The organism is Mycolicibacterium vulneris (genome assembly GCF_002104765.1).
GTDB lineage: Bacteria > Actinomycetota > Actinomycetes > Mycobacteriales > Mycobacteriaceae > Mycobacterium > Mycobacterium vulneris.
Genome location: NZ_NCXM01000010.1, coordinates 163374 through 179046, shown reverse-complemented (window position 1 = coordinate 179046; position 15673 = coordinate 163374). Strand labels below are relative to the sequence as shown.

The window sequence follows — 15673 nt, the reverse complement described above, 5'->3', positions numbered from 1 at the left end:
GCCCTAGCGCTGCCCGCCCGAGCGCACGCCGAGCAACACGTCTTCCCACGCCGGGATGACCGGCTTGCCGCGGCGGGTGTGCACGGGCTTTTCGTCGGGCTCCACGGCCGCCTCGGGTTCCGCGACGGGCGACTTCGCGGGCTCGTCGAAGTCGACGTGGGCGACCCGGGCCACCGGGCGCAGCGGACGTTCGAAGGTGGGGTCGATCAGTGCGCTGGCCGCGTCGTCGATGGCGGTAACCGTTCCGCCGTGGGCACCGGGGGAGAAGCTGAAATGCGCGAGGTTGTCGGAACGGCCGACCTTCCACGCGAGCTGCACCGTCCAGCGGTTGTCTTCGTTGCGCCAGGCGTCCCAGCTGAGTTTGTCGTGGCTGAGGCCCCGGGTCACCAACGCGGCGCTGACCGTTTCCAGCAGGGTCAGCACGGCGGGGCCGTCGGCCAGCATCGGGTGGGCGGCGGTTGCCAGTTCGGCGGCGCGGAACCGTTCCAAGAGCACCGGGTGGGCAAAGCGGCGGATCCGCGACACCTCCGAGCCGGACGCCGCGGCGACCTGCTCGACGGAGGCGCCCGCGCGGATCTTGGCCTGAATTTCTTTGGGGCTCAGCATGTTGGTGACTTCAATCTCGAGCTGCGGTTGCTCAGAGGACAGGGCTGCGTCCCGGACCAGGGCTCGCAGCCGGTCGTCGGCCGCCAGCTTGAACTGCTCCGCGGGATCGTCACCCTCGCAGATGACATATTTGCTGTCGGCATCCAGCCCAACCACTTTGAGTTCCCGCATGGTTATCTCCTCGCAGGCTCCGTGCAGGTCAGCGACGGACCCGTCACGTGCGCACTTTAGTCCAGCAACCGCCCATCACCTGTGCTGACACGCTGTGCGGTTGCGCGCCGATTGCCGGTTGGTTACAGCCGCTCGACAACCCAGTCGATGCATTGGGTGAGTGCGCTGACATCGTCGGGGTCCACCGCCGGAAACATCCCCACCCTCAGCTGGTTGCGGCCGAGTTTGCGGTACGGCTCGGTGTCGACGACGCCGTTCGCCCGCAAGATCTTTGCCACGGCCGCGGCGTCGACCTCGTCGGCGAAGTCGATGGTGCCCACCACCTGCGAACGCAGCTTCGGGTCGGTGACGAAGGGCGTGGTGTAGGCGCGCTCCTCGGCCCAGGAGTACAGCCGGCCCGACGAGTCCGCCGTGCGCTTGACGGCCCAGTCCAGCCCGCCGTTGCCCAGCATCCAGTCGACCTGCTCGGCCATCAGCGCCAGGGTGCCGACCGCGGGGGTGTTGTAGGTCTGGTCCTTCAGGCTGTTTTCGACGGCGATGGGCAGCGACAGGAAGTCGGGCACCCAGCGGCCGGAGGCGGCGACGGATTCGACGCGGGCCAGCGCCGCCGGGCTCATGATGGCCAGCCACAAGCCGCCGTCACTGGCGAAATTCTTCTGCGGGGAGAAGTAGTAGGCGTCGGTCTCGGCGATGTCGACCGGCAGGCCGCCCGCGCCCGAGGTGGCGTCGATGACGATCAGTGCGTCGCCGGACTCGGCGGGCCGGCGGATGGGCACCGCGACGCCGGTGGACGTCTCGTTGTGCGCCCAGGCGATCACGTCGACCGACGGGTCGCTCTGCGGCTCGGGGGCGCTGCCAGCGTCCGCCTTGATGACGACGGGATCGCCGACGAAGGGGTTCTTGGCGACCGCGGAGGCGAACTTGGAGCTGAACTCGCCGAAGGACAGGTGCAGCGACCGCTTGTCGATCAGGCCGAAGGCCGCGGCATCCCAGAACGCGGTCGCGCCGCCGTTGCCCAGGATGACCTCGTAGCCCTCGGGTAGCGAAAACAGATCGGCGAGCCCGGACCGCAGCCGGCCTACCAGATTCTTGACCGGCGCCTGCCGGTGCGAGGTGCCGAACAGTGGCGCGGCGGTGGTGGTCAGCGCCTGCAGTTGTTCGGGCCGGACCTTCGACGGGCCACACCCGAAGCGGCCGTCGCGGGGTTTGATGTCAGCGGGGATCTCGAGCTGGTCAGCCATGCTCATCAGGGTAGTGAGCCCACCTGACGGGCCGGTGCGGCGGCCCGACCGCAGACTCCGTCCGCCGGCGCAAAAGGCCTGTTCGGGTGCGGCCGGCCGTTTGGCCTCGTGTGATCTGGGGCATAAAAAATTCATGACCACCGGTCAGGTCACAGTGCCGGAAGGGGTCTAGTGAATATCCGGTACCTGCGGTACTGTCTAGACATGGCACGTCCAAATGTAAACCTCGTTGGGGAGGCCTGGATATGGCTAGGACGCGATTAGTCCGGCGTTGGCGAAGCAACATGGAAGTGCGCGACGACGCCGAATACGTCAACATGCTTGCCACACTGTCCGAGGGGTCGGTGCGGCGCAACTTCAATCCGTACACCGACATCGATTGGGATTCACCGGAATTCGCTGTCACGGAAAACGATCCGCGGTGGATTCTGCCGGACACCGACCCGCTGGGCCGGCATCCCTGGTATCTGGCGCAGTGGGACGAGCGCAAGATCAAGATCGGGATGTGGCGCCAGGCCAACGTGGCCAAGGTGGGTCTGCACTTCGAATCCATCCTGATCCGGGGCCTGATGAACTACACGTTCTGGGTGCCCAACGGCTCGCCGGAGTACCGGTACTGCCTGCACGAGTCGGTCGAAGAGTGCAACCACACCATGATGTTCCAGGAGATGGTCAACCGTATCGGCGCCGACGTGCCCGGCATGCCGCGGATACTCAAGTGGCTCTCGCCGCTGGTTCCGCTGGTGGCCGGCCCGCTGCCGGTGGCGTTCTTCATCGGTGTGCTCGCCGGCGAGGAGCCCATTGACCACACGCAGAAAAATGTTCTGCGCGAGGGCAAGTCGCTGCACCCCATCATGGAGCGGGTGATGGCGATCCACGTGGCCGAGGAAGCCCGCCACATCTCGTTCGCCCACGAGTTCCTGCGCAAGCGGGTGCCGGAATTGACCAAGCGGCAGCGATTCTGGACCGCGCTGTACCTGCCGCTGACCATGAAGGCGCTGTGTCGCGCAATCGTGGTGCCGCCCAAGGCGTTCTGGCGCGAGTTCGACATCCCGCGTGACGTCAAGAAGGAGCTGTTCTTCCGGTCGCCGGAATCGCGAAAGTGGTTGAGCGACATGTTTGGTGACGTGCGGATGCTGGCCTACGACACCGGCCTGATGGAGACGCGCTCGGCGCGGTTGATGTGGCGGCTGTGCAAGATCAACGGCAAGCCGTCGCGGTACCGCAGCGAGCCGCAGCGCCAGCACCTGGCCGCGGTCCCGGCCGCGTAACCAACTGCGAGTTCCTGTATGCCGCACGTTATTACCCAGTCGTGCTGCAACGACGGGTCCTGTGTTTTCGCGTGCCCGGTGAATTGCATTCACCCGACACCGGATGAGCCCGGCTTCGCCACCTCGGAGATGCTCTACATCGACCCGGTGGCGTGCGTGGACTGCGGCGCCTGCGTGAGCGCATGCCCCGTCGGTGCGATCGCGCCCGACACCCGGCTGGACTCGAAGCAGCTGCCCTTCATCGAGATCAACGCGTCCTTCTACCCGGAGCGGCCGAAGGGCGAGAAGCTGCCTCCGACGTCGAAGCTGGCGGCGGTGCTCCCGGCCTCCGAGGTGCGCGCCCGTCGCAGGCCGCTGACGGTGGCCATCGTCGGATCGGGACCCGCGGCGATGTATGCCGCCGACGAACTGCTGACACAGCGGGATGTGTGCGTCAACGTTTTCGAAAAGCTGCCCACGCCTTACGGTTTGGTGCGGGCCGGGGTGGCGCCGGATCACCAGAACACCAAGCGGGTCACCCGGCTGTTCGACAGGGTCGCCAGCGATCGCAGGTTCCGGTTCTACCTCAACGTCGAGGTCGGCAACCAGCTGAGCCACGCGGATCTGCTGGCTCATCACCACGCCGTGCTGTACGCCGTCGGTGCACCCGACGACCGCCGGCTGGACATCGAGGGCATGGGCCTGCCGGGGACCGGAACGGCAACCGAATTGGTCGCATGGATCAACGGGCATCCCGACTTCGCCGATCTGCCAGTCGATCTCAGCCACGAGCGGGTGGTGATCGTCGGCAACGGCAACGTCGCCCTCGATGTCGCCCGGCTGCTTACCTCGGATCCCGACGACCTGGCGCGCACAGACATCGCCGACCACGCGCTGGCGGCCTTCCGGGGTTCGGCGGTGCGCGAGGTGGTGATCGCCGCCCGGCGCGGCCCCGCCCAGTCGGCGTTCACGTTGCCCGAGCTGATCGGGCTCACCGGCAGCTCCGAGGTGGTGCTCAGCGCGGCCGACCATCAGCTGGTGGCGGCCGATCTCGCGACCGCGTCGGACGCCCTGACCAAGCGCAAGTTGGAAATCTTGAGCACGCTCGGTGACGAGTCGGCGCCGTCGGACCGGCCCAGGATCAGGCTGGCGTATCGGCTCACCCCGAACCGGGTGCTGGGGGACCAGCGCGCCACGTGCATGGAGTTCTCCGTCACCGGCACCGACGAAACGCGCCTTCTGGACACGGGTCTGGTGCTCACGTCGATCGGCTACCGCGGCAAGCCGATTCGCGACCTACCGTACGACGAATTGTCGGCTGTCGTGCCGAACGACGGGGGCCGCGTCGTCGACCCCGCCTCCGGGCGGCCGGTGCCCGGCGCATTCGTCGCGGGCTGGATCAAGCGGGGCCCCAGCGGCTTCATCGGCACGAACAAGTCCTGCTCGTTGCAGACCGTGCAGGCCCTGGTCGCCGACTTCAACGCCGGCAAGCTGACCGATCCGGTCGCCAAACCCGACGCGCTGGCCCGCCTGGTGCACGACCGTCAGCCCGACGCGATCGACGCGGCGGGATGGCGCGCCATCGACGCCGCCGAAATCGCACGCGGCAGCGACAACGGCCGGCCCCGCAACAAGTTCACCGACGTTTCCGCCATGCTCGCGGCCGCGGCCGCCGCGGAGCCGGCGCCGCCGCAACGACGCCGGCTGCTGGATCGGCTGCTCGGCTAACCGGCTCCCTGGCCGGACATTGCCGCCGAGATCTCTTCCATGCTGACCTCGCGGACCGGCTGCCCCATCGACCAATGGTGGCCGAACGGGTCGGCGACCATGCCGTAGCGGTCGCCCCAGAACTGGTCGTCCAACGGCGTCACCACCGTGGCACCGGCATTCAGCGCCCGCTGGAAGCCGGCGTCGACGTCGGTGACCGTCAGGTGGATCGTGACAGGGGTGCCGCCCAGCGACGTCGGCGTCATCGATTTGCCGCCACACACCTCCGGGAAGTCGTCGTTGAGCATCACCGTGAAGCCGTTGATGCGCACCGCGGCGTGCACCAGTTTGCCGTCGGGACGCGGCACGCGTCCGATTTCCTCTGCCCCAAAAGCCTTGACATAGAAATCGATTGCCGCGGCGGCGTCGTCGACCACCAGGTGCGGGGACAGAGCCGGTTCGACGTTGATCGCCATGCTGGTTCTCCTTGCTGTCGCATTCGCCCGTGAGGGATCACCAATATTGACCATCTGTCGCGGCAATTCTCATCGCGCCGGTTCGAAGCAATTCGTCAAACCGGGTTGAAGCTGTTGATCAGCCATGTCCCGTTGACCTTGGCGAGGCCGACGTTCGCCGAGCTGGACGTGGTCGTCGGTGCGGACTGGTCGGCGGAGGTTGTCGTCTGTGAGACGAACACGAGGATGGTCGCCGCGTTGGTGGTCAGGCTCTGAACCCCCGCACGCTGAACGGTCGCGGTGGTGGTCAGCCGCTTCTGCCGCGCGGTGGGGGCGACGACCTGGCTGGTGAACTGCCGGTAGTAGGCGAGGAAATCGCCGGTCAGCATCGCGCTGGCGGCGTTGAAGTCCTGTTCGAGTGTGTCCGGCGAATAGCTCAGCACCTTCACCGTTCCCGCGCTCGCGGCCTGGGTTGCCGCCTGGCGGTCGAAGAGTTGATCCGCTACGGGCGGTGGTTGTCGGGTTTTCAGCTGCATCTCCCAGGCGCCGAGCGCGTCCACGCCCACCGCGGTGACGGCGAGGAGGACCACGACCGTCCACCAGATGATGCGTCCCGCCGAACCCGATCTCATGTCACGAACTCGACCTTGGACACCTTGTAGGTGTCGCCGACTTTCTCGACGCGCATCGCCAACCGCCAGTTTCGCGGGTCTTGCGCCGCGCCGTTGCTGTTGGTGATTTTTGCCGTCGCGGCCACGAGGACCTGGGCTTTGGTTCCGCTGATCGACTCGAGTACCGCGGAGTTCACTGTCCCCTGGGTCGACACGTTGGAATCCATGACCGTCTTGGTGAAATCTTGGCGTCTCGTCAGGAAGTCGTCGTGGAATTCGCCGATCGACCCGTCGACGATGCGCTGGATGTCGGTGTCGGCGGATTTCGAGCTCAGGCTGGTGAGCCAGCCCGCGAATTGCTTGGCGTAGTCGACGTACGGCTGCCACTGCGGTGCGGCGGTCGATGGTTGTGAAGGCCGACGCAAGACCTGCGCCCCGGCGAACGCGCCGGCACACAGCAACAGCATCGTGAGGACCAGCGGCACCAGCACCGCGACCGTTCTTCGCCCGGGTGCCGGCGTCGCTACCGGATAGGGCGGCATCGGAGGCATCGAGGCCCAAGGGCCGGACGTCAGGGTCGGCGGTGTGCCCATCGCGGTCGCGCCGGCCGGCCATGGCGTGGCCGGCCGGTTCCAGTGCACGGCAATGGCGTTGATCGACTCGCCGAGGGCCCGGGCGAAGTCGGTGCAGCGTGAAAAGCGTTGCGCGGGATCCCTGCTCATCGCTTTCGACAGCACCGGGTCCAGCGGGGCCAGGTCGGGGCGCCGGTGTGCCAGCAGCGGTGGTGGCGCGTTGAGATGGTTGGCGACGACTGCCGCCGGGCTGGTGTCCGCGAAGGGAGCGGCACCCGTCAGCAGGTGAAAAGCCGTGGCGGCCAACGCGTATTGATCCGCCCGGCCATCCAGAGCGCCACCCATCAGCTGTTCTGGCGCCGCGTAGCCGGCCGTGCCCGCGCCGTCGGTCGTCATCAATCCGTTGATGTCATCGGCTTGTCGGGCAACGCCCAAGTCGGACAGCAGGATTCGGCGTGGCTCCGAATCGGATTCGGTCAGCAGAATGTTTGCGGGTTTGACATCGCGGTGCAGCATTCCGCGCCGGTGAACGTGGTCGAGCGCGTCCGCGACGGCCGTGACGATCTCCAGCACCTCGCGGGCGGCCATGCCGTGGGGGTGGCGTTCGCGCAGCAGGCGCCCGGCGTCGGTGCCCTGCACGTAGTCCGTGGCGATCCATAGCCGGCCGTCGAATTCGCCACGGTCGTGTATGGCAACGATAATGGGGTGCCGCAGCGCGGCGGCCAGGTCCGCGTCCCGCTCGAAACGCTCCCGAAAACCGGCATCGCCAGTCAACGAGGCGGGCAGGATCTTGAGCGCATCCAGCCGCGGCAACCGGGGATGCCGCGCCACGTAGACGTCTGCCGCCGCGCCCGAGCCCAGCAGCCCGTGAATGGTGTAGCCGGCGAACTCGGCACCATTCCCCAAGCTCATGGAGCGATCTTACTGAGTGATCACCAAAGAGCGTTGCGCCGATCGAAGGGCTCAGGCGTTGGTGAGACTGCGGTCCCAGCCCTCGACGGATTCCGGGCTGCGCGGGGCGGGGCCCACGTAGATGGCCGACGGCCGGACCAGCTTGCCCAGCCGCTTCTGCTCGAGGATGTGCGCGCACCACCCGGCGGTGCGGCCGCAGGTAAACATCGCCGGCATCATGGTGGCCGGTACCCGGGCGAAGTCCAGCATCACCGCGGCCCAGAACTCGACGTTGGTCTCGATCGCCCGGTCCGGACGGCGCTCGCGCAGCTCGGCCAGGGCCGCCTGCTCCAGCGCGACGGCGACCTCGTGGCGGGGGGCGCCCAGCCGTTCCGCGGTGGCGCGCAGCACCCGGGCCCGCGGGTCCTCCGCGCGGTAGACCCGGTGGCCGAAGCCCATCAGCTTGTCGCCGCTGTCCAGGATCTTCTTCACGAGGGCACGCGCGTCGCCGGTGCGCTCGACCTCTTCGATCATCGGCAGTACCCGCGCCGGCGCCCCACCGTGCAGCGGGCCGCTCATCGCTCCGATCGCCCCGGACAACGCAGCCGCCACGTCGGCGCCGGTCGAGGCGATCACCCGGGCGGTGAACGTCGAGGCGTTCATCCCGTGCTCGGCGGCCGAGACCCAGTAGGCGTCAATCGCTTCGACGTGGCGTGGATCCGGCTCGCCCTGCCACCGCGTCATGAAACGGGCGGTGACGGTTTCGCATTCGTCGATGACCCGCTGCGGCACGGCGGGCTGGTAGATGCCGCGCGCGGACTGTGCGACGTAGGACAGCGCCATCACCGACGCCCGGGCCAGCTGGTCGCGGGCGACGGAGTCCTCGGTGTCCAGCAGAGGCTTGTATCCCCAGATCGGGGCCAGCATCGCCAGGCCCGCCTGCACGTCGACGCGGACGTCGCCGGTGTGGATGGGCAGTGGGAACGGCTCGGCGGGCGGCAGCCCGCGGCCGAACTTGCCGTCGACCAGCAGCGCCCACACGTCACCGAAGGTGACATGCTGGCTCACCAGGTCTTCGATGTCGACGCCGCGATAGCGCAGCGCACCGCCGTCTTTATCCGGTTCGGCAATTTCGGTGGTGAAGGCGACCACGCCTTCGAGGCCGGGGACAAAGTCTTCGGGTACTGCAGTCATTGGAAAATTCTCGCACCCCCCGATCGGGCCGACGCTACCGGCCGGTAGCAAGCGCCGGTAGCGTTGACGCGATGGCAGGACCAGAAGACGAGCACCTGCAAAGAATGCGTGTGGAGTACGGGTCAGTGGAAAAAGACGGCAGTCCGGATCTCGACGCGGATTGGCTGCGCGATGGCTGGGTTTCGTTGTTGCGCAAGTGGATCGACGACGCCGAGCGCTCGGGCGTGGCCGAACCCAACGCGCTGGTGCTGGCCACCGTCACCGCCGACGGCAGGCCCGCGAGCCGATCGGTGTTGTGCAAGAGCGTGGACGAGACCGGGATCACTTTCTTCACCAACTACGACTCGGCGAAGGGCGACGATCTCGCGGCGACGCCCTATGCCTCGGCGACGTTTCCCTGGTACCAGCTAGGCCGTCAGGTCCACATCCGCGGCCCGGTGACCAAGGTCCCCGCGCAGGCCACTGAGGACTACTGGTCCAAGCGGCCGCGCGGGTCGCAGCTGGGCGCCTGGGCATCGCACCAATCGCAACCGATCGCGTCACGGGCGGCCCTGCTCGACCAGCTGGGGGAGGTGACCGCTCGCTTCGCCGACCGCGAGCAGGTTCCGGTCCCGCCGGGCTGGGGCGGCTATCTCATTGCCCCGGAACTGGTCGAGTTCTGGCAGGGCCGGGAAAATCGATTGCACAACCGCATCCGCATAACCGGAGATCGGGTGGAGCGCCTGCAACCCTGACCCGCGGATGATGCACGTCGCGCGGCGGCCGTGACGGGATCGATTGTTGGCGTGACCAGCGGACTCGACCCCGGGCAGGCGCCTCATCTTCATAACGACTACCTTTTGCAGTAAGCACCAAGTCAGCAGCCATATCAGCCAGAGCGCAAAGGGGTTCTCGTGGCAGACACCGACGACACCGCCACTTTGAAGTACCCGGGTGGCGAGACCGACCTGCAGATCGTCAGCGCCACGGAAGGCGCCGACGGCATCGCGCTGGGCTCGCTGTTGTCCAAGACCGGCTACACGACGTTCGACAACGGCTTCGTCAACACCGCCTCGTGCAAGAGCTCCATCACCTACATCGACGGTGACGCGGGCATCCTGCGCTACCGCGGCATCCCGATCGAGCAGCTCGCCGAGAAGTCGACCTTCATCGAGGTGAGCTACCTCTTGATCTACGGCGAACTGCCGAGCAAGGAGCAGCTGGCCGATTTCACCAAGCGGATCCAGCTGCACACCATGCTGCACGAGGACCTCAAGCGATTCTTCGACGGCTTCCCGCGCAACGCCCACCCGATGCCGGTGTTGTCCAGCGCCGTCAACGCGCTGTCCGCCTACTACCCCGATTCGCTTGACCCGATGGACACCGAGGACGTCGAGCTGTCCACGATCCGCCTGCTGGCCAAGCTGCCGACCATCGCGGCCTATGCCTACAAGAAGTCGGTCGGCCAGCCCTTCCTCTACCCGGACAACTCACTGTCGCTGGTGGAGAACTTCCTGCGGATGACGTTCGGGCTGCCCGCGGAGCCCTACGAGGCGGACCCCGAAATCGTTCGGGCGCTGGACATGCTGCTCATCCTGCACGCCGACCACGAACAGAATTGTTCGACATCGACGGTCCGGCTGGTGGGGTCGTCGCAGGCAAACCTGTTCACCTCCATCTCCGGAGGCATCAACGCGCTGTGGGGCCCGCTGCACGGCGGCGCCAACCAGGCGGTGCTCGAGATGCTCGAGAAGATCCGCCAAAGCGACGACGACGTCAGCGAATTCGTGCGCAAGGTCAAGAACCGCGAAGAAGGCGTGAAGCTGATGGGCTTCGGTCACCGCGTGTACAAGAACTACGACCCGCGCGCCCGCATCGTCAAGGAGCAGGCCGACAAGATCCTGGCCAAGCTCGGCGGCGACGACGACCTGCTGGACATCGCCAAGCAACTCGAAGAGGCCGCGCTCACCGACGACTACTTCATCGAGCGCAAGCTCTACCCCAACGTCGACTTCTACACCGGTCTGATCTACCGGGCGCTGGGCTTCCCGACCCGGATGTTCACCGTCCTGTTCGCGCTCGGGCGGCTGCCCGGCTGGATCGCGCACTGGCGTGAGATGCACGACGAGGGTGACAGCAAGATCGGCCGCCCGCGCCAGATCTACACCGGCTACACCGAGCGCGACTACGTCGCCATCGACGCCCGCAAGTAGCGATCGCGACACATCCGCTAGCGCAGCGAGGCCAGCACCGCCATCGCGGCGTTGTGCCCGCCGATGCCCGACACCGCCCCGCCGCGGCGAGTGCCCGAGCCGCACAGCATGATTCGTTCGTGCGCGGTGGCCACGCCCCATTGCCGCGCCGGGGTGTCCAGCGGCTCGTCGTCCTCGGCGAACGGCCACGACAGGCCGCCGTGGAAGATGTTGCCGCCGCTCATGCGCAGGGTGCGCTCCAGATCCATCGTGGTCGTGGTCTCGAGGCACGGCCGGCCTTGGGCGTCGGTCAGCAGTAGGTCTTGAATCGGTTCGGCCAGAACGGCATTCATCGACGCCAGCACGCCATCGGTCAGCTGATCGCGCAGCGCGTCGGGGTCGATGCCGCCGAACAGCGAGTGTGGGGTGTGTAAACCGAACACCGTCATCGTCTGCGCGCCCGAGTCACGCAGCCCGTCCGACAAAATGCTGGGGTCGGTCAGCGAGTGGCAATAGGCCTCGCACGGCAAGGGATTCGGCGGTTGACCCGCGGCGGCCTGCGAATAGGCCGTATCCAGTTGCGTCCAGGTCTCGTTGACGTGAAACGTCCCGGCGAATGCCTGTTCGGGCGTGACGGCGCGGTCGCGCAGCCGGGGCAGCCGCCCCAGCACCATGTTCACCTTGACCTGCGCGCCGGCGGCCGCCGGCTCCGGTTCTTCGCCGAGCAGCCCGGCCAGAACCGTCGGTGTGACGCCAGACAGGACGAACCGGGCCCGAATCAGGTGGTCTTCACCGCCGCTGCGATAACGCACTTCCCCGGTGGGATCGACGGAGTAAACCTCTGCGCCGGTGGTGATTTCGGCGCCGTGGCGCACGGCGGCCGCGGCCAGGGCCGTGGTCACCGCGCCCATGCCGCCGATCGGGACGTCCCAGTCTCCGGTGCCCCCGCCGAGCACGTGATACAGGAAGCAGACATTCTGCGTCAGCGATGCGTCATCGAGGCGGGCGAACGTGCCGATCAACGCGTCGGTCGCGATCATCCCGCGCACCACGTCGTTGCGCACCGCGTCGGCGATGGCGTGTCCGATCGGGTCTTCGATCACGGCGCGCCATGCGGCCGCCGCGTGGCGATCGCCGCATTCCGTCACGTGCCTGCGGGCGTCCTTGCGGCTGCGCAGCGGTTCGAGCAACGTCGGCCACAGTGGTTCGGTCACCAGCCGGCAGCGTTGGTAGAAGTCGGCGAACCCCCGAGCGTCCCCGGCCGCCCCGATGGCGGCGAAGCTGTCAGCGGCCGACCCGATCAGCAGCCCGCCGCGGCCGCCGGTCGCGGGGTCGGGTGTGTACGACGAAAACGGCCGCCGGGCCAGCCGCACGTCGGCGCCCAGATCCTGCACGATGCGTGCAGGCAGCAGGCTGACCAGGTAGGAGTAGCGCGATACCCGAACGCCGACACCGTCGAAGGCCTGCGCCGAGACGGCGGCGCCGCCGGTGTGGTCCAGCCGTTCCAGCAGACGCACCCGCAGACCTGCGCGGGCCAGATAGGCGGCCGCGACGAGGCCGTTGTGGCCGCCTCCGACGATCAAGGCGTCGACGTCGGTCGCGTGGCCGCTCAGCTCAGGTAGCCCTCGACCTCGTCGGGCGGACGCACCTCCGCCTCTCGTGGGTCGCCGCCGGTCTCGCGCAGTGCCCGGCGTTGCCGCAGCAGGTCCCAGCACTGGTCGAGTTCGACCTCCACCCGCCGGAGGCGGTCATGTTCCTCCGACGTGTCGATGTCCCCGCGCTGGAGCTGGGCCCGCAGGGCTTTCTCCTCGGCGACCAGCTCACGGATGACGGCGAGGGTGTCCTTGTCGGTCGGTTTACTGCCGTTGGCCATCGCTCCAGTGTGCCCGACTCGGGAGGGGGTGAATCGGTAGGCTGCATATCGCCTGGCAAACGCCGGCGACATGAGGGAGGGTCGTTGTGAGCATCAAACGGCCCGGCCTGCCCTGGCTGATCGCCGTGCTGGTCATTCCGCTTCTGATAGCCGCAATCGGCTACGAAGTGTCGGCGCGATCGCCGTCCGGTCGTGTGTCCTCGGCACCGCCGACCAGCGCTGCTGCGCCGAAGTTTTCGTTGGCGGCGTTCTCCATGGTCCGCAACGGCAACAGCGTGACCCTGACCGGAGACTTTCCCGACGAGTCCGCCAAAGCGGCGCTGCTGAAGGTGCTGACCGGCGCGCTGCCTCCCGGCCTCAACATCGTCGACCAGATCCGCATCGATCCCGCCGTCGACGCACTCGATTTCGCCAAGGCCAAGCCCGTTTTCTCCGACAGCGCGTCGATCGCCGACTTCGCCCTCACGGTCGGCGGCGACACGATCACGCTGGCGGGCACGGCCGCATCGCCCGTTCAGAAGAGCACCATCGACACCGACGCGAAGCGCATCTGGTCCAACCTGAATGTCGTTGACAATCTTGTCGTTAACGCACCGGCGGCATCTCCGTCGCCCGCCGCCGCGTCCTGCACCAACCTGCAATCGGCGATCAACACCCTGACCGACGGTGCTCTCACCTTCGAATCGAACGTCGGCAGTCTGACCGCGTCCGACGAGCAGGTCCTGGCCCGTGTCGCCGACAAACTCAAGGCGTGCCCGAACGCGCATGCGGCCATCAACGGCTACGCCGACAGCACCGGCAACACGAGCCTGAACGTTCCGTTGAGCGAAGAGCGCGCGCAGGCCGTCGCGGGGTTCTTGGAAGCCCAGGGCGTGCCCGGCGACCGCTTGAGCACCACCGGTTTCGGCTCGGCCGATCCGATCGCCCCCAATGGCACGGACGCCGGGCGGGCCCAGAATCGCCGGGTCGAAATCGTGGTCAGCTAAGGAGATTCGGCGTGGACTTCGTCATCCAGTGGTTGTGGTACCTGCTCGCGTTCGTGGCGGGCTCGGCCGTCGCGTGGGTGATTGCCACCCTGCTCAACCGCCCGGGGAAGGGGACCCGGCGATGAGTCATGTGCACTGGTGGCTTTTCGGCCTGTCCTTCGGTCTGGGGCTGGTGCTGACGCTCACGCTGATGATGACCTCCGCCAAAAGCCAAGCGCCGGTGTCGAAGTCACCGAGCAAGGGGGCGGCGCCGGAACCCGCCACCACCGCGATCCCGGTCACCGAGAAGCGCACCACGAAGATTCCGGTCACCGAACGGCGCACCACGAAGATCCCGGTCGCCAGGGAGTCGCCGACCACCAAGATTCCGCCGTCGCCGCGGGCGCCGTACGGCCCGGGCTCCGCCGACGCCCGTCCCGACGGCCTGGGGCCGGCGGGATACCTGATCAAAGCCCGTGTGGACGGCAAGGTGTACTTCACGCCCGACGATCCGAGCTACGACTCGACCGCCGCCGAGGTCTGGTTCAGCGACGAGAAGTCCGCGCGGCAAGCGGGTTTCACGCCCTGGCGCGACAGCCCGGACAACCCACGGCGGCGATAGGGCGCTAGCTCGGGCCAGGGAGCCGCAGCACCAGCCGCGCGCCGCCCAGTGGGCTGCTCTCCAGCGCCGCCGTCCCACCGTGCAGCTGGGCCTGTTGGGCAACCAGCGCCAAGCCCAGCCCCGACCCGGAATGCGACGCCGTCGATCCGCGGGAAAACCGACGGAACACCACCCGGCGCTCATCCTCGGGTACACCGCTGCCGTTGTCGTCGATGGCGATCTCCACACCGGCGCGCGAGCTGACTGCCGACAGCTGCACCTGGGTGGCGCCGCCATGCTTGACGGCATTGGCGATCGCGTTGTCGACGGTGAGGCGCAACCCGGCCGGCAACCCGACGATGATGCAGGTGGGTGAGGGCACCAGCGAAACGTCGACCCCGGGGTAGATCCGGGCGGCGTCGTGGGCGGCGCGGTCGAGCAGCTCGGTGATGTCGACGGGCACGTGATCGTCGGACGTCGACAGTTCGCCCTGGGCCAGGCGCTCGAGGGCGGTCAGCGTGGCCTCGATCCGCGACTGGGTGCGGATGACGTCGCCCAGCACCTCTTTGCGTTGTTCGTCGGGCATGTCCAGGGTGGACAGCACCTCGAGGTTGGTGCGCATCGCGGTCAGGGGGGTGCGCAGTTCGTGCGAGGAGACGGCGGCGAAGTCGCGGGCCGACGCGAGGGCGTCCTTCGTCCGGTCCTGTTCGGTCCAGATGCGCTGCAGCATGCCGCGCATGGCTTCGGCGATCTCGACGGCCTCGCTGGCGCCACGCACCGCCACCTGCGGCCGCTCGTCGGCGTCGATCGACCGGGCTTGCTGTGCCAGACGTTTGAACGGTCGCACCGCGAAAGCCGCGAGGAGCCAAGCGAATACCGCCGCCGCGCCGATCGAGAGCGCGCAGATCAGGATCACCCGGCGATGCAGGTTGTTGGTCTGGGCGATCGTGTCGTAGTAGGTCGCGCCCACTGCCACCGTCGCCGGCTGCGGCGTTGGGACCTCCAAGGTTCGGACGCGGTAGCGCACCCCGTTGATGTAGGTGTCGGCATAGCCGACGTCCAGCGGCGGCAGCGTGACGTCCGAGTTGGACTTGACCTGGCCGTCGCGCCGGACGGTGATGACGGTGTCCTCATCGTTAGGGGCACGCGGAATGTCGTCGACGCCCCGGGGCAGGAAGGGGATGGCGAAACCGGCCGCCTCGTCCAGACGGCGATCCAGGCGTTCCTTCCAGGCGCTGGTGATGCCGAACCACACGACCGCTCCGGCGATCACCACCACGATGGCGGTGCCGATGGCCGTCGCGACCGCGACCCGGGCCCGTAGCGATGGCGTACGGGTCAGAATCCGGGACAGGAACTTCATGG

Annotated in this window: 15 protein-coding genes and 1 pseudogene; 7 read left to right on the top strand and 9 right to left on the bottom strand. The window is 67.6% G+C overall.

Translation table 11 applies throughout. From position 1 onward, the window contains the following. Positions 1–3: 3 nt before the first annotated feature. A complete protein-coding gene (sepH, locus tag B8W69_RS12020) occupies positions 4–777 on the bottom strand; it encodes a septation protein SepH (RefSeq protein WP_085290033.1) in 774 nt (257 codons plus the stop codon). 122 nt (positions 778–899) lie between these two features. Continuing rightward, positions 900–2018, bottom strand: coding sequence for a phosphoserine transaminase (gene serC / locus B8W69_RS12015; RefSeq protein WP_110881909.1), 1119 nt, complete (start codon positions 2016–2018; stop codon positions 900–902). Between the two features lie 245 nt (positions 2019–2263). On the opposite strand from serC, the gene B8W69_RS12010 reads away from it, so the two are divergent. Both B8W69_RS12010 and B8W69_RS12005 read left to right on the top strand, forming a co-directional pair. Further along, positions 2264–3289, top strand: coding sequence for an AurF N-oxygenase family protein (locus B8W69_RS12010; RefSeq protein ID WP_085290031.1), 1026 nt, complete (start codon positions 2264–2266; stop codon positions 3287–3289). Between the two features lie 18 nt (positions 3290–3307). Beyond that, positions 3308–4996 (top strand): 4Fe-4S binding protein, encoded by a 1689-nt coding sequence (locus B8W69_RS12005; protein ID WP_085290030.1) that lies wholly within the window; start codon positions 3308–3310, stop codon positions 4994–4996. Here the strand turns inward: B8W69_RS12005 and B8W69_RS12000 are convergent. The 4 genes from B8W69_RS12000 to B8W69_RS11985 form a co-directional block, all read right to left on the bottom strand. Further along, the gene (locus tag B8W69_RS12000) at positions 4993–5451 is read right to left on the bottom strand and encodes a VOC family protein (protein WP_085290029.1); all 459 of its coding nucleotides are present in this window, start codon (positions 5449–5451) and stop codon (positions 4993–4995) included. The genes B8W69_RS12005 and B8W69_RS12000 overlap by 4 nt on opposite strands. Before the next feature lie 95 nt (positions 5452–5546). Continuing rightward, positions 5547–6062: a hypothetical protein gene (locus tag B8W69_RS11995; protein ID WP_085290028.1), complete on the bottom strand. Its 516-nt coding sequence runs from the start codon at positions 6060–6062 to the stop codon at positions 5547–5549. Then, positions 6059–7525: a serine/threonine-protein kinase gene (locus B8W69_RS11990; RefSeq protein WP_085290027.1), complete on the bottom strand. Its 1467-nt coding sequence runs from the start codon at positions 7523–7525 to the stop codon at positions 6059–6061. The genes B8W69_RS11995 and B8W69_RS11990 overlap by 4 nt, the downstream gene beginning before the upstream one ends. A gap of 51 nt (positions 7526–7576) precedes the next feature. After that, complete coding sequence (locus B8W69_RS11985; protein ID WP_085290026.1) at positions 7577–8698, bottom strand: citrate synthase 2; 1122 nt, start codon at positions 8696–8698, stop codon at positions 7577–7579. A gap of 71 nt (positions 8699–8769) precedes the next feature. On the opposite strand from B8W69_RS11985, the gene pdxH reads away from it, so the two are divergent. Together pdxH and B8W69_RS11975 are read left to right on the top strand one after the other, a co-directional pair. Beyond that, positions 8770–9432, top strand: coding sequence for a pyridoxamine 5'-phosphate oxidase (gene pdxH / locus B8W69_RS11980; protein WP_085290025.1), 663 nt, complete (start codon positions 8770–8772; stop codon positions 9430–9432). A 159-nt stretch (positions 9433–9591) separates the two neighbouring features. Then, the gene (locus tag B8W69_RS11975) at positions 9592–10890 is read left to right on the top strand and encodes a citrate synthase (RefSeq protein ID WP_085290024.1); all 1299 of its coding nucleotides are present in this window, start codon (positions 9592–9594) and stop codon (positions 10888–10890) included. A 17-nt stretch (positions 10891–10907) separates the two neighbouring features. Here B8W69_RS11975 and B8W69_RS11970 read toward each other — a convergent pair whose 3' ends face one another. Further along, entirely contained in the window at positions 10908–12482 is a 1575-nt protein-coding gene (locus tag B8W69_RS11970; protein WP_110881907.1) for a phytoene desaturase family protein, read from the bottom strand. Further along, positions 12479–12742: a DUF2630 family protein gene (locus B8W69_RS11965; RefSeq protein WP_085290022.1), complete on the bottom strand. Its 264-nt coding sequence runs from the start codon at positions 12740–12742 to the stop codon at positions 12479–12481. Before B8W69_RS11965 ends, B8W69_RS11970 begins: the two co-directional genes overlap by 4 nt. Positions 12743–12828: 86 nt before the next feature. Here B8W69_RS11965 and arfA point away from each other — a divergent pair, with 86 nt between their 5' ends. The 3 genes and pseudogenes from arfA to arfC all read left to right on the top strand — a co-directional run bounded on the left by arfA (position 12829) and on the right by arfC (position 14329). After that, positions 12829–13728: a channel-forming protein ArfA/OmpATb gene (gene arfA, locus B8W69_RS11960; protein ID WP_085290021.1), complete on the top strand. Its 900-nt coding sequence runs from the start codon at positions 12829–12831 to the stop codon at positions 13726–13728. A gap of 11 nt (positions 13729–13739) precedes the next feature. After that, positions 13740–13820, top strand: a pseudogene (arfB, locus tag B8W69_RS31380) (channel accessory protein ArfB); the annotation flags it as partial. Positions 13821–13849: 29 nt separating this feature from the next. Then, the gene (gene arfC / locus B8W69_RS11955) at positions 13850–14329 is read left to right on the top strand and encodes a channel accessory protein ArfC, sunset domain variant (RefSeq protein ID WP_085290020.1); all 480 of its coding nucleotides are present in this window, start codon (positions 13850–13852) and stop codon (positions 14327–14329) included. A gap of 4 nt (positions 14330–14333) precedes the next feature. On the opposite strand, the gene B8W69_RS11950 is transcribed toward arfC, so the two are convergent. Next, the gene (locus B8W69_RS11950; RefSeq protein ID WP_085290019.1) at positions 14334–15671 is read right to left on the bottom strand and encodes a sensor histidine kinase; all 1338 of its coding nucleotides are present in this window, start codon (positions 15669–15671) and stop codon (positions 14334–14336) included. Positions 15672–15673: the final 2 nt, after the last annotated feature.